General features: G+C 36.1%; 15 protein-coding genes. 12 read left to right on the top strand and 3 right to left on the bottom strand.

What is annotated here, in order from left to right:
* Window positions 1–31 precede the first annotated feature (31 nt).
* The 8 genes from AAA970_RS25115 to AAA970_RS25080 all read left to right on the top strand — a co-directional run bounded on the left by AAA970_RS25115 (window position 32) and on the right by AAA970_RS25080 (window position 4649).
* Window positions 32–271: a DNA cytosine methyltransferase gene (locus tag AAA970_RS25115; RefSeq protein WP_338239671.1), complete on the top strand. Its 240-nt coding sequence runs from the start codon at window positions 32–34 to the stop codon at window positions 269–271.
* Window positions 272–325: 54 nt separating this feature from the next.
* On the top strand, window positions 326–1177 hold the full coding sequence (locus AAA970_RS25110) for a hypothetical protein (RefSeq protein ID WP_338239669.1): 852 nt from the start codon (window positions 326–328) through the stop codon (window positions 1175–1177).
* Window positions 1178–1203: 26 nt separating this feature from the next.
* Entirely contained in the window at window positions 1204–1848 is a 645-nt protein-coding gene (locus tag AAA970_RS25105) for a hypothetical protein (RefSeq protein ID WP_338239668.1), read from the top strand.
* Complete coding sequence (locus AAA970_RS25100; RefSeq protein WP_338239667.1) at window positions 1845–2114, top strand: hypothetical protein; 270 nt, start codon at window positions 1845–1847, stop codon at window positions 2112–2114. The genes AAA970_RS25105 and AAA970_RS25100 overlap by 4 nt, the downstream gene beginning before the upstream one ends.
* 62 nt (window positions 2115–2176) lie before the next feature.
* Entirely contained in the window at window positions 2177–2581 is a 405-nt protein-coding gene (locus AAA970_RS25095; RefSeq protein WP_338239666.1) for a hypothetical protein, read from the top strand.
* An 891-nt stretch (window positions 2582–3472) separates the two neighbouring features.
* A complete protein-coding gene (locus AAA970_RS25090; protein ID WP_338239664.1) occupies window positions 3473–3766 on the top strand; it encodes a hypothetical protein in 294 nt (97 codons plus the stop codon).
* Between the two features lie 82 nt (window positions 3767–3848).
* Window positions 3849–4166 carry a hypothetical protein gene (locus tag AAA970_RS25085; RefSeq protein ID WP_338239663.1) on the top strand — a complete coding sequence of 106 codons (318 nt, stop codon included), beginning with the start codon at window positions 3849–3851 and terminating at the stop codon, window positions 4164–4166.
* Window positions 4167–4367: 201 nt separating this feature from the next.
* A complete protein-coding gene (locus tag AAA970_RS25080; protein WP_338239662.1) occupies window positions 4368–4649 on the top strand; it encodes a hypothetical protein in 282 nt (93 codons plus the stop codon).
* A gap of 166 nt (window positions 4650–4815) precedes the next feature.
* Here the strand turns inward: AAA970_RS25080 and AAA970_RS25075 are convergent, their stop codons facing one another.
* Window positions 4816–6300 (bottom strand): ISNCY family transposase, encoded by a 1485-nt coding sequence (locus tag AAA970_RS25075; protein WP_338239660.1) that lies wholly within the window; start codon window positions 6298–6300, stop codon window positions 4816–4818.
* Window positions 6301–6496: 196 nt separating this feature from the next.
* Here AAA970_RS25075 and AAA970_RS25070 point away from each other — a divergent pair, with 196 nt between their 5' ends.
* Window positions 6497–6742, top strand: a complete 246-nt coding sequence (locus tag AAA970_RS25070; RefSeq protein ID WP_338239658.1) for a hypothetical protein — start codon at window positions 6497–6499, stop codon at window positions 6740–6742.
* Window positions 6743–7277: 535 nt separating this feature from the next.
* Window positions 7278–8579, top strand: a complete 1302-nt coding sequence (locus tag AAA970_RS25065; protein WP_338239657.1) for a hypothetical protein — start codon at window positions 7278–7280, stop codon at window positions 8577–8579.
* A gap of 257 nt (window positions 8580–8836) precedes the next feature.
* Here the strand turns inward: AAA970_RS25065 and AAA970_RS25060 are convergent, their stop codons facing one another.
* Both AAA970_RS25060 and AAA970_RS25055 read right to left on the bottom strand, forming a co-directional pair.
* Complete coding sequence (locus AAA970_RS25060; RefSeq protein WP_338239656.1) at window positions 8837–9382, bottom strand: hypothetical protein; 546 nt, start codon at window positions 9380–9382, stop codon at window positions 8837–8839.
* A gap of 264 nt (window positions 9383–9646) precedes the next feature.
* Window positions 9647–11185: an ATP-binding protein gene (locus tag AAA970_RS25055; protein WP_338239655.1), complete on the bottom strand. Its 1539-nt coding sequence runs from the start codon at window positions 11183–11185 to the stop codon at window positions 9647–9649.
* A 738-nt stretch (window positions 11186–11923) separates the two neighbouring features.
* Here AAA970_RS25055 and AAA970_RS25050 point away from each other — a divergent pair.
* Window positions 11924–12436, top strand: coding sequence for a malectin domain-containing carbohydrate-binding protein (locus tag AAA970_RS25050; protein WP_338239837.1), 513 nt, complete (start codon window positions 11924–11926; stop codon window positions 12434–12436).
* Entirely contained in the window at window positions 12387–13592 is a 1206-nt protein-coding gene (locus tag AAA970_RS25045) for a malectin domain-containing carbohydrate-binding protein (protein ID WP_338239654.1), read from the top strand. The genes AAA970_RS25050 and AAA970_RS25045 overlap by 50 nt, the downstream gene beginning before the upstream one ends.
* Window positions 13593–13748: the final 156 nt, after the last annotated feature.

The raw sequence follows: 13748 nt of genomic DNA, 5'->3' as shown, positions 1-13748 counted from the left end.
GATAAGCATTGAAAAAGAAGATTCTACAGTCATGGTGAAGATTAAAGAATTCATGATCGCACATAATATCAGAGACATTAAAATGAGAATGTTACTGATCTCAGAATTGAAGCAAATACAAGGATTTCCAAAGAATTATCAATTAGTCGGTACCCAGGGCGATCAAAAAAAGTTCATCGGAAATGCAGTCGAGGTCAATCAAGCAAAGGCGCTGATTCAAACGATCCTTTCCGGAATTCAGGAATATCACAACCGAAAGGTCGCTGCTTAATTTAATTTGCCCTACTTCCTTGGAGGTAGGGCATTCACTCCAACACTCAAAGTCATGAAAACCATGAACAGCCTTTCAGGTGGAAAAACTTCTTCCTATCTGGCAGTGCATTATCCTGCCGATTATGAAGTGTTTGCCCTTTGTTGTATTGATTACCATAACTCAGGGAAAAGCATTGACAAAAAAATGAAGCAAATGGTAAATGATAAGCTTCAAAAATATTGCGCACATATGCCGGAGTTCTGCGCAACCTCTGAAGATCCGGTTGTACTCAAAACCATGTTCGACCTGGAACACAAATTAGGGCGAGAAATCATTTGGCTTAGAGGAGTAGGGTGGGAGCAAATGCTTAAAACTAAAAAGATGATCCCTAATATTAGCGCACGGTTTTGCACTACCATCTTAAAGATTCAGCCAATTTTTGAATTTCTCTTCAAATACACCGAATTACCAGTACGAATGAGAATCGGTTTCCGATACGATGAACAGGAGAGGAGAGACCGATTCTCGGAAGTCTTCAAATACGCTGAGCGGACGGAATACCAGCAAAAATCCCAAAGATTCATCAAGCGATGGAAGGAAATAAAATGGCGGGTAGGGGAGTTCCCCCTGATCAGAGATAAGGTCTCCCATTTTCACATTCAAGATTACTGGAAACAAAATCCTGAGATTCAATTCCCTTCAGATTCCAATTGTCTGAACTGTTTCTGGAAGGACCCGCAACAGTTACGCAAAAATTTCGACCACTATCCAGAAATCATGTTTTGGGGAGTAATTCACGAAAGCCTGATGGGCGCTAGATTCAAAAAGGATATATCCTTAGGCGCTATATCTAAGATTGGCCTACAGGCCGATTTTTTCTTTGGTACTGGGGCTGGTTGTCAAGCTGGATTTTGCACAAGCTAATTCAACTCTTTCAAATTATTTATTTTATGGGAACAGCTAAAAAATATACCTATTCGCAATTTAAGCAATGGGCAAGACTACCTAATATTGACGAGAATACAGGACTTCTTCTATATAAAGAAAGGCAATATGTTACAGAGAGTAACCCTGAACAAGTATTCTTTATCCCCAATTGCACCACGCATTTTACCCGCCCAATGTCAGCATCCAACAAAAAAATATGCTGGCCATGGTGCGAGACAATCCTCAGTAGGCCACTTCGAAAATCAGAGCTCATTCACAACAGGGAATCTTATCGGATGGGTTACCAAAGTTCATTGAATTTCGAGGTGTTCATAGAAGAAGAAATTGTAATTGCGCTACTTAACGATTGCCCGACCGACGATCTCTACTTCAAAAAACTTGAAAAATTACGCTTGAAGTACCTCTCAGATATTGACGCCACCAAAGAAATTCAGCTGAAGCAAGATCGAGAGTTTGACTTCCTCCGAGCATATGGCACTAAAGTGTGTAAGGTTCTGGCAGCCAAGCGAGCGGAATGGAATAATACCAGCCTTGATGCAGAGCTGTCAAAAATCCTAAATACAAATCAGACTTCTCTTAATCTTGCAACGGATGAAAATTCTGGCTTCAGTAATTCTTACAAACACTATAAAAATATATTGCTATGAATACTCAAATACAATTTACCCCAACCCCCTTCAATTCCGGAATAAGTCATGCTTTTGATAATGAATTTGTCAGATATCGTCTGTTCATGAATTGGGCTGATTACTGCAAATCTGAAGGAATGAACTATATGAATGCCCAGCAGATTGCAAAAGGTATCAAAAATGAGATACTGGAAAAGCTCATCATGCTTATCGGAATGGGGGAGACTGAAAGTCGTCCTATTGCTGAAAAAATGTTTAAAAACATACTCAAAAACACATCTTAACCCTACTCTAATTCAATCCCTTAGCTAAAATCTTATATTATACAAAACCTAAAAAATATGCCATGCCTGCTAAATTCAAATCCCAACAAGCTCAAAAAAAAGAAAGCCGATTTAAGCGATTAATGCTTAGTAAATATTTCGAACCCTTTATAGCGATTGCCAGCTTCATCCTATTAGGTTATGTAGTATATAATGCGATAGTATCAAATGTAAATGCCATGACTCAACCTGAGCTAATTAGTAACCTTCCAGAAGTAAACTTAAATACAAATTATTATTCCAACATAGTCTATTCTGCGGCAACTATTCTCGTATTTTTAGTTCTGTTCTGGAAAAGAATGAAAAAACGATATTTACTGCTTGTAACTATATCACTTGTTAATCCCAAAATATGGATTATCCCTGCTATGTTGATCTTTGTTTATATCTTCATAAGAGTAATGATTAAGGACCCTGAATGGAATTAAATCATTAATACCATTATCAACCTTAAGTTTCGACTGGTTCATTCATTTAGTCGGGAAAATTTAGTCCATAGTTCACTTTCTTTTGGAGCATTAACTATCAGAGCGGACAAAATGTCCGTCGTAGATTTCCTCTTTTTTAGGCCCAGGTGATAAACACCTGGCGGGCTTTCGGCAGTCGCTCTTTTTACTACCAACTGGGTAGAAAAAAGGAGCTTCAACAATGCCTCTATCCCTTTGCCGGCCTGCACACAGCGGCTTTTGGCGTTATAAGGGAAGAATGGTTCAATTGTATTTCCATTTTGAGTATAAAAAATTGGAGAAAAAGCACTTTTTTATACTACAATTTTTATATTACTCTTCAAATTTTGTATATTAAGGTATCAAAGGGAAGCAGTTTTCCTTTTATCAAAAAGGCTGATTTCTACAGCCCTAATCAAATTGAGGTATGAATAGTTTTAAGTTTTACAATGAGGTAACCTCTGAGCTTACCAATGAAAAGCATCACTTTGCTAAATTGTCATTAATGGAACTTGCAGAGATGTATGAGGAATATGATGGCACCTGCTTTGATCTATGCTGCTCCTGCAATTGGAAATCAGCATTAGGCTTAATCCCGGATTTTAGGCAAGATTTTTTTGAACTATCAAAATTTAGACTCAGAATGATTAACATTATCAAACAGGTAAAAAAAATAAACCAACTAGATGATTTCGAGTCTCTATTGAAAAATAAAAACATCATTTACCCTCCAAAATCAAATCACTTGGATTCCCTCTATCTACACCAGGAATTTAATCGGGAATATAAAAATTTCTTTTAATCACGGCGGACATTTTGTCCGCTCTACTTTTCACTACTGGCTGATTTCAACAGCCCTAAACAAATTGAGTTATGAGAGCCTTTTATATTGAATTTACAATCACAGATGGCGAACACGAATACACGGAGAAAATGTATTTCTTATCCCCTTCAGAAGCAAGCTTAGAGGAAATCGGACATGAACGCATGACCGAAATTTACTTTTCCGAATACCTCGAAACCCCTGATACCAAAATAAAAGAGTGTTCAAAAAAAGCGTACTGGTTACCCTGCTTCATGAGATCCATTATGGTTAGCAAAATCAAAGAAATTCCAATACGGGATTACAATAAACTGCAATTCCTATTTCGAAAAATCCTTGGTTAACTAATCCTTTCCAGAGCGGACAAAATGTCCGCTCTAAATTTTTGTCCCTGTTTTATTTTTACCACAAATTACATTTATTGCCATGAAACTGATTTTCATAATTATGAATGGAAAAATTCCATACGTGCTAAAAATTTCCGACAAAGGAATTTTTATAGAAAGAACCGAAGAACCTAAAGCGGTTTGCCAATTGCGGCCTTTGAATTTCAAGACTGGGAACTTTGTATCTAAAGAAATCGAAACAGAAGTAGGGCCTATGACATTGGAGCTAATTGATGCTGAGCCTGAGATGAAGGACTCGAAAAAGAAACACCATCTGAAGGTGATTCGGAGCTGGTTTGTAAAACGGATTTATAAGATTGATTTGAAGCTGTTGGAGCAGGTGTATTTTAAGCCTTAAACTTCTTTGTGTTGTAGTGATTACCTAAATCCCTAAAATATGAGGAAGAGAAAGTAATTGAATTGCTCTTTCCTTTGAAATATTGTAACCTTTTAAAAAAATATTCCTCTTGTCTAGGGGTAGATACAGTGAGGTGTTTCAAAGAATTAGAGTATCTGGAACAAATTCCTCTTTAAGCAATTAAAGAGGAAAAAGAACTCTATGAAATCAATAATAGCGGCAATTCTTACTGCACTGATTACAAGTGGTGTCACTTGGCTTACATATATCGAAAATAAATTTTCCACCACATCAAAGGAAATTAAAATGGAAGTAAAAGATGAGATTAAAAAACTCATCCAAGAAGAACAAAACTACAGTGGAGTAATAATTGGGAGTAACGGGATTATTTCCTCATATAAATTAAGCGTAATTAGTGGCTGTAAGAAAATGAAACACAATATTTTAAAATATAACAAAAACAATATTGTTGTGCACTATTGACATGGCTTGATTATTGGATATTTATCCTTTGATTGCTAAAATCTATCATTTTTGACAGAAGAAGACATTGAAGGTTATTTTACGACAATTATTTGAAAATTAAGACATACAGAATTTAGCCTTTAGTAAATCTAGAGGCTTTATTCCATTCTAAAAGGCAGCTTCTTTAAGCGGCAGACATAATTTTTTTATATCGTGTTTTTTCCTTTTTAATTTTTATTTCATTTAATCGTTTTCCTATTTTATGCAAATTATATGCTGTAATTCCCAGGGCTACATAATTTCGAAATTGCTCAGGAGATCTGTTTGGACACCTATCTAACCCTCTATTCTCCAATTCATTGATGTTAGATTCTATAGCAGAGTGCGCATTTTTTAATAATTTAAAGGGTTTACTCTTTTCTTCAGCCTCTTCCGTTTTATTTCGTTTACCTAGTTTAGGCATTATCAACTGCAAATCAGGGAAAACTTCCTGAATTAACGCTTTATTTTCTTTTGAAGAAAATCCTTTATCTGTACTCCAAGATGATACTAATTGATATTTTTCTAGTACTCGATCAATAATATCCATAATCGAATCTCTGTCTGATAAATTATCCCCAAGACAATGATCAACAATAAGCCCAAATTGATCTGTTGTGACAAATAACTTTTTCCCTATTTCAATTGGGGGACGTTTCTTTCCCTTTTTTATCCATTCTGTGAAAGGAAGATAGAGGGAATATACTTTTTCTGGTGCTGGGATTTTCTCTTGGCCAATTATTCTTCGCTCCAACAAGTTTATATGTTTTTCAAACATCAACTTAAACCACTCAACTTTAATAAGAACCAACAGTGTCTTTTGGTCAATAAGCAATGCCGGCATATCTTTTTCCCAAAAATCAGCAACCTTTTTATATAGTGATTTTGCTTTATTCAAATATGCCTGGCAAGCTTCAATTTCATTTTTAGCTTTATTTTTCCCACCTGCTGAGGTAGCTCTTCCAAAAGATCTACAGAGTGATTTTAATTTACTTGATTCGCTTTTTACTTCTCTCCAACCTTTTACTTTATGCTGTTTTGCTATTTCACCGATCATATTTAGGCATTTGCGACCAGCTTCAAAAAGTAATACATAATCCGATGGAAAAGTCGTATTTGTTTCAACAACAAAACTATCTGTTTTTAAGGATAATGGATCCGAGTCTTTTTTTTTAAATATACCATGTCCAAATTCAACAATAACAGCATTAATTTTTTTTAGTGTTTCATCATCAACCAAGCTAACATTATCATAAATATTTTGAAAGGTATATTCATCCACTGATTCACCAGCAAGACCAAGATTAATTTGTTTTCCCAGCATCCTTCGAACCAAAACGTTATAATTTGCCAAATTTAGAAGATCATCGTATGATAAATTCTGACACAATCGTAATTGAGCCAAAACAAAAACTTCCCATAATCCCATCCCTTTCCTTCCTGAAGTCTGACTAGTCCCAATGGCCTCTTGCAAAAGTTTTTCTATGCGAACACTAATTTCCTTATTCATGTAGATCGCTTGAAGAGCCCGTAATAAATTAACAATATGATCTCGTGTGTTGCTAGGAAATTGAACCTCACTTATAGGTATTGTGTTAATTTTGAGTTGTTGGGTGAATCCGCTGCGCATAGTTAAAAAAAAGTATGAGTTTTGAGCCTTAAATGAGTGTTATCCGTGTATTACGATTAAATAAAAGCATTTTCTTTGACTTTTTCGAAAAAACTCATTTTCAATTATCACTAAAAATCGATGATATTAGGCCTATATAAACGATTTTAGAGTTTTCGGACAAGCACTAATTAATGGTAAATCGTCTGAATTTAATGTGCCAAAAGGCTTTACAGGTCATGTTTATATTTGGGGGGCAAGAGGAGACCATAATAAAGTGTTTTTAGTTGGTACAGATGGTGATTCTAGAATTAATTCATGTATAAAACAACTAGACGGGTCTTTTAAAACACAAATTGAATTTGTTACTAAAAATAAATGGAGAATTGTGAACGTACCTAATTATGATGACAAACCAGTACCGTACGTAAATGTAACTTTAATTGGTGGTATGGAAATGTAAGTTCTATCAAGTTGTCTAATTCAGAAATATGTTGACACCTAAACTTTAGAAATAAAAGCATGTAGCCAATTTGGGTAAGCATCCAAAATCAATATCCCTTTTAATGGGGCACTCCAAATTTTGGGGAATTCCGGAAACTCCACCCTGATTTAATCACAAGTTAGTCTTGAGCGCTACATAGGCCCTCAGTTAAATGCTACAGGTTCTCCATTTAGTATTCATCAATATTTTTGAGTAGCTGTTGGAGTGAATATTATCTTTAAAATATTATTTGCTTATTTTTTATCTGCTATTACTTATATTAATCCCTTGTATCTAACTTAAACAGTAATATTCAGCATTTTCGTTGGTGGTTACATCCTCCAATACCACTGAAAAATACACTCATGTAACCAATAATAAAATTAAAATTACCTTAGAATAAGGCCAAGGATAATTATATTAGTAAATAATTAACTCATACAAATAAGGATGTGCAAATAGGGGAGATGTAAGCAATAGTAGTTGAGTTTACACAGTCGATAACCTAAATCAAATGGGAGAAAAACCTGAAGAAGAGGAAAATAAAAAAAGTGTTAACTGGAAAGAGTTAATAGTCAATAACCTCTTTATAGCAATTATTGTGGCTGGGGCGTCTATCTACATGAATCAATGCAGCGATTTGAATGTAGAATCATTTAAATCAGAACAGGAAAGGAAGTTAGATTCTATAAATAAGGTTCATGAAATTGAATTATTAAAGCTGAAGAACCATTTGGATAGCTCCACTGCTATCAAGTTGCTCAGGGAAGAGTTGGAACATAAAAGAATGATGGATAGTCTGAACTTCATAAATGAAATAAAGCAAAACAAGACCAAATTCCAGAATGAGATCGCATTTGCTGAGTTACGGTTTAGAGATAGGTTAGCTGAAATTGACAGATTAGTGAGGGCTGATGACACAAGAAATAAAGATGAAAAAAGGCTAGATTTCGTAACTGCTCAACTTGAAGAATTTTATTGGCCAATACTCATTCGCCTTGAAAAAAATAATGCAGCTTACAAGCTATTAGGGAATAGGTTTTTCGGGTCTGTTGTAGACTCATTAGTAGTTCTTCCGAATCACTTAGATATTGTCAATATTATTCAATCTAAAATTCATTTAGCCCAAGCAGACTCCATCTTAATCAAAGAACTCGAAAACTATATAGGACATGTGTATTCATATCAATCCCTAAGGTTAGGAAACCTAAAGTTCAATCCAGATGAATCAGGAGGAAATAATTTTAGAGAAGAATTTTACTACTTAATACTAGATCGAACAAAACACTTTCAAAGTCTGTATAACGATCTAATTCTAAGAGTTCACGAAGACTCTTTACGTGAACACCTACCTAATGATCTATCTAAGATTTACAAAAGTCTTGATTTGGATTGTGTTAAGAGAAAACAGGAACAAGAATTTGTTTCGTTTATTGACTTCCGGACTAAAGATTTAGAAATACCACTTTCTTACAATACAGAATTCTATTCCCATAAAATTGACAATCAGATTTTTATATCATTTGAAGGTCCGAAAAAAAAGAAGTCTCATGTTAAACTTGAAATTGGTCCTTTTAACCTTAATACTAATAAGTTCTATTCTGATTCAAGCCTTGGTGCTTTTAGAAAAGATACACTTGTTGAGGTGGGTAAACAATTTATCTACAAAACGAAGAAACGGGTTTACAAGATTTGGGTAAAAGACCGATGGCGCAGCAAAATAAGAGACAGAGTTGAACTTAGTGTAGAATCATGGAATCAAAAGCCTAAATTAACAAATACACAAGACACAATTTCGTGCATAAGATATCGCTAATAAATTATAATCACAATGAGCAGACTGAGCTATGAGTATATTTCAGCACGAAGTAGTAACTTTAAAAAACATGCTCACTGAGCTTATCTGGACGTTAAATAGGATTGGGAATGCTATTGGAGCGGGTTTAACAATGGTTTAGCCTACCTTATCCACCTATATCCTAGAATATTTCCATGCCTGATATTAATTTTAAGTGTTGCGTAAAGTAACCCATTCCACGGCAATAGTAGTTATTGACTCTAATTTTGCAATATCTATATTCTTCCTTCCTTATACACTTTGTGGGAAAGTTCCTGATCGTTTAGGCGTTCCAGTTCCTCTACCAATCCCGCCATAACTAAATTAATTTCAGGAGGTAATGAACTCGATTGCTTAACTAAATCCTTTGAGGAGTACCATTGCTCACCATCGGCAAAAATCCATTCATGTCGATTTATACTCTCCTGAACCTCTGTAGATAGCGCATGATCAAAGCTAAAAACTTGTTTGTCGAATCTATTTGGCTTTATAATACAGCACTTAGATAAAATTTTATTCACATCACCCTCAGATATATGGAGTCTATAAGAACCATTTGGGGCAGGAATAGGCCGTGACTGCTGGAATAAATGTCTAATTTTCTCCTTATCAAAAAGAATGGTCTCTGTCTTGACGAAATTCGTTTCGCATCTTTTTATGGACGTTTCAGGATCAATCGACCATTGGCTTTCTTTGCGCTCCTCTTGAAACTTGACTTGGATATAATTCCAACCAAAAATAATGAGACACAAAATCGACAAATACAGAACAGCTATCACCATTTGATCAAATTTTTGTATTATTAGAATAAATTACTAATATCCTTCATCAACAACAAATTATTTCGCCGACAGTTCGTCATATTTATTCAAATTGAGTATTTACCCCTACACCCCCTTAACCTGCACTTCTTCAGCCCCTTACAATGATTCATCCTTTAAAATCTTAGTCGCGGTGTAAGTCCCCCTGTTTCCCACAAAAGGAGGTGGCTTGGTTTTAATAATTGTACATTTTCCCAAAAAGAATAAACCATTCTATACAAATGGCTATATGTTTCCCGCATGAAAACGTGAGATGATCGCTCTTAATTTTCCCACATCAAAAGGTTTTACTAATGCATGGCTGAACCCCTTTTCGTTCATATTTTCCAAATTCGAGGGAAGGGTGGCACTCAGGGCAATAATAGGGATTTGAAGTCCTTGCTGTCTAAGCACTTTTGTGGCTACATAACCATCCATTACTGGCATTTGCAAGTCCATTAATATTAGATCAATATCAGGATGCACTGCCACTTTTTTAATCGCCTCCTTGCCATCTTTAGCCGTTAATACCGAACTACCAGATTTCTTAAGTAGCTTCTTTAAAACCAACAAGTTAATTGGATTGTCATCCACGGCCAAAATTTTCAAATCCGCCAATGATAACCCAGACTCCTCAACTTTAGTAGCAGTAGCTTTAGTAATGTTCGGACTTTCCTCTAGTTGTAACTGGAAATAAAACCTGGTCCCCTCATCAACTTTGGATGTATATTGTAGGTGTCCTCCCATGGACTGTACGATTTTCTGAGAAATGGACAACCCCAAACCAGTTCCACCATAATCTTTATAGACATCAAATGTTTCTTGCACAAAAGGCTTAAAAATTTTTTCTCCAACTTCCGGAGAAATGCCCTTACCGGTATCTTCTACAGTAAAAAGCACATTCATCACCTTATCTTCACTCGAAATTAGAGAGGCGCTTAGCTTAACATAGCCCTTTTGGGTAAACTTGATCGCATTGTTTACCAGGTTATTTAAACATTGATTTAAACGAGTAAGATCAAATAGTAACTTCTTAGGTAGCCGCTCATCAATCTCTAAATGAAATTCAATTCCTTTTTTGGTGGCTGTCTCCTTAAAAATATTCTGGACTTGCATCCCCAATAGAAAAAGGTCATTCGGCCTCGCTTGAATAGGGATGGCACTATCATTAAATTTCGCTAGATCCAATACATCGTTCACTAAAAAAAGGAGGATGTTGGAAGAATAAGAAAGAGAATCAATAATGGACTTATGCTTGATGGACTCCTGTTCTTTCAACACATTAATCAGTCCAATGATGCCATTCAAGGGTGTGCGTAATTCATGGGATAGCGTGTTAAAAAATCGATAACGCAGACTCTCCTGTTCCCTTATTTTCTCAATATACCCTTCCAAATTTCTATTCGCTTCGTAAAGTTCCAGGCTAAAATTCTTTGCCTTCCGTGTAGAGGTTTTCTCTTTGCTTAAAGATGATTGAAAACTATCCTGAAGACTTTTTAATCCTAAAGCACTCAACATCAACGCACAGAGTCCGAATCCCGTCCTTTGCCATTGAATTTCTTTGGCAGATAAATGAATCTGATACTGTTGAGGAAGCTCAATAAAATTCACTACCACAAAACAGCAAAAAACTAAAGTAAGGAGAGAAAATTTAGCGCCCTTTTCCTCTTTTTTAAAAAGGAGAAAAATGGCCACTACAGCCGTAAAATACAGGTAATCAATACCTGTAGTAATGCCAAAAGAGAGGATCAGGCCAGTATTGATCAGCATAAGGATGCCAATCATTCCAGTTTTTAGCAATAAAAAACGACCTGATTTTAACCAAAAAAACATGGGTAACAGCAATACATTGGAGCCAATCAGCGCTAAGGCAGTCCAATAATTTTCATAATAAAGAAATGCTATTCCTAATATCGTTTGAAAGCCAAAGGTAAATAGAATGTACTTTAGAACCGTTCGAACTTCGTGGACAGATTCAGTATTATTCGCGCTGTCGACAAAATATGAGGATATTTTATCAAAAAAATACATATGTTGGGGAGTTTCATATTTATTCTAATGTAATGAAAATTGCGTTATTTACCATTCCTCCTATGGCTTTAACCTATTATAAATGTGTATATTAACCCACCCGCTTTCCATCTGAGAATAGAATAGAATGAAATACCCAATATGGATATCTTAAGCAAGGACAATAGTGACCAAATGGCTTGTTTGTAAGATATATGATAAACTAATTTTCGTTGAATTGCAGCTTGTAGTCCGGGAAAATATTCTGACACTAATGAGTCGAAAAAGCCGAATAAACTAGGCTAAAAGAGGATGATTGGCCTGTTGACAAAGATTAACGGAGCGTTTTCCTATATTCTTGGAGCAAGAAACATTGTAATTAATTACGAGCCACCTTGTATCGAAAATCCGAAACAAAAGCAGCGCAAATGGAAAGGTATCTATTGAATAATGGAGTGAATATTACAGCCAAATGCCTTTTATTTTACCACCTTATTAAACAATGAACTTTAGCTGGTAGAATATATTTCAAATCCGGCTGAAGATGCCAACTTCTTCCTGAATGCCGGCCAAAATTCCATCCGGTCCACGGAAGAAGAAAAATGGTTAAATCAACGCACAGGGAACCGCTATAATGATTTAGCGCGTGGAGATTTTTTTTGGAACAGTCACCGATTTGGTCAATTTAGCTATCGAATACCCTTGGAGAATGGTTTGTATCAGCTGAACCTTTTCTTTAAAGAGATTTATTTCAAAGAAACGAATCAAAGGGATTTTCATGTGAAGGCGGAGGATCGTCTGTTGTTGGAAAATTTTAATCCGGACCCAGCTGCAGGAGAAATTACCAAAACCTTTCAAATCGAAATAAAGGATGGTGCTATAGACTTACAATTTCTCCCGGGCATGAAGAATCACCCCATGCTAAGTGCTTTAAGCTTAACGAAAATTGAACAAGCACAATATATCAATGCTGGAAATGAAAAGCCTGAAGAGGCGTCTTTCTATTCGGGGGGGGCGTTCGTATGAGGTGCCGTCTGAATTATGGGAAGACATCTATTCAAATACTTCATTGGATAAAGGGACTTCAATTCCGCAAAACGTTTTTTTAACAGAGCGCTATGGGAAATCATTTGCCTATCATTTACCCATTAAGCAAGCAGGATTTTATGAGGTATCTGTATGGGCTGCAGAAACCTTTTGGTTGGATATCTCAGATTATCATGGTCCATGGTCAGAGGAAGAGTATATTAAGCGGCGATTTTCCATCAAAATCCAAGGATATCCTGATCAGGAAGGCATAGTACTCAGTAAATCAGCCGAACGTATTACAGCCACTATATATGCTGACCGCCCTATAAATGTAAAATTTTATATGGGTGAAAGAGGTATAGACAACGCCAAAGTAAATGCCATCAGTTGGGAAAAAGTAACAGCCCCTCAGTACCTCTATATTGATTGTGGTAACTTGAGAGGAATTCCATATGCCCCTTATGTAGACTCTGTTGGTATATACTCCAGGCTGGCCATGCCAGATGCCTATTTTCAAGGGGGCAGAATCTATGATAATGAGAATTTGAATTCATTCATGGGCACAGAGCGATATGGGCAAGACTTCAGTTATCGATTACCCACAAGTGTTGGAAGCCAATATCGATTAAGGATTTTATCCTCAGAAACCTATTTTAATAGTGTCGGTAACCGAAAATTTAATGTAGAAATTGATCAACAAAAAGTTTTGGATCATTATATGCCCCCAATGAGAGATGATTTCGAATACGGTGATGCGGAGCTTCCAGCATTCGACTTTACGGCAAAATATCCCCTGACCACCATTCGATTTTATGTGCCTGCCACTGGCTTGAATAATGCCAATGTCAATGCCCTGCTATTGGAACGCGTGGACCTGAATCCCCTTAAAGAAGTGGCCAGGAACATCCAGGAGTTGATCTCCATTAGTCCCAACCCCGCCTATTTGGATTACTTAATTGTTAAATCAGAAACCCCTATAAAGCAAGTCTGGATTATTAATTCCACAGGAAATGAAATTGATTTCGATTTTTTGATGGAAACTTCAACTCAGTGGAGAATAAGCGATTTTGCATCAGCTCCATTCGGTCTCTACCAGGTGTTTGTACAAACAGAAAAGGACCTGATCAGCAAAAACATATTATTAGGACGATAAACCTAAATCGCCTTTTGGAGGAGATATGACTCCTCCGAAACCGCGGTTCGCCAAGCCCCGGCAATGGAGCATTACGAATAGATATTAACTCAAGGAATCATGGGAAATAAATCAAACTAATCGAAGACAATCCAGCAGGCAATGTACAATAAGCTA

This window comes from Persicobacter diffluens, assembly GCF_036244895.1.
GTDB classification, from domain to species: Bacteria; Bacteroidota; Bacteroidia; order Cytophagales; family Cyclobacteriaceae; genus Persicobacter; species Persicobacter diffluens.
The sequence above is the reverse complement of the archived record's forward strand: the minus strand, read 5'-3'. Positions and strand labels throughout refer to the sequence as shown.

Coding starts and splice junctions, on each gene's coding strand:
- AAA970_RS25080 (WP_338239662.1), top strand. CDS start 4,368: ATGAAATCAATAATAGCGGCAATTCTTACTGCACTGATTACAAGTGGT.
- AAA970_RS25045 (WP_338239654.1), top strand. CDS start 12,387: ATGAAAAGCCTGAAGAGGCGTCTTTCTATTCGGGGGGGGCGTTCGTAT.
- AAA970_RS25105 (WP_338239668.1), top strand. CDS start 1,204: ATGGGAACAGCTAAAAAATATACCTATTCGCAATTTAAGCAATGGGCA.
- AAA970_RS25110 (WP_338239669.1), top strand. CDS start 326: ATGAAAACCATGAACAGCCTTTCAGGTGGAAAAACTTCTTCCTATCTG.
- AAA970_RS25115 (WP_338239671.1), top strand. CDS start 32: ATGGTGAAGATTAAAGAATTCATGATCGCACATAATATCAGAGACATT.
- AAA970_RS25065 (WP_338239657.1), top strand. CDS start 7,278: ATGGGAGAAAAACCTGAAGAAGAGGAAAATAAAAAAAGTGTTAACTGG.
- AAA970_RS25085 (WP_338239663.1), top strand. CDS start 3,849: ATGAAACTGATTTTCATAATTATGAATGGAAAAATTCCATACGTGCTA.
- AAA970_RS25055 (WP_338239655.1), bottom strand. CDS start 11,185: ATGATTGGCATCCTTATGCTGATCAATACTGGCCTGATCCTCTCTTTT.
- AAA970_RS25090 (WP_338239664.1), top strand. CDS start 3,473: ATGAGAGCCTTTTATATTGAATTTACAATCACAGATGGCGAACACGAA.
- AAA970_RS25100 (WP_338239667.1), top strand. CDS start 1,845: ATGAATACTCAAATACAATTTACCCCAACCCCCTTCAATTCCGGAATA.
- AAA970_RS25075 (WP_338239660.1), bottom strand. CDS start 6,300: ATGCGCAGCGGATTCACCCAACAACTCAAAATTAACACAATACCTATA.
- AAA970_RS25060 (WP_338239656.1), bottom strand. CDS start 9,382: ATGGTGATAGCTGTTCTGTATTTGTCGATTTTGTGTCTCATTATTTTT.
- AAA970_RS25095 (WP_338239666.1), top strand. CDS start 2,177: ATGCCTGCTAAATTCAAATCCCAACAAGCTCAAAAAAAAGAAAGCCGA.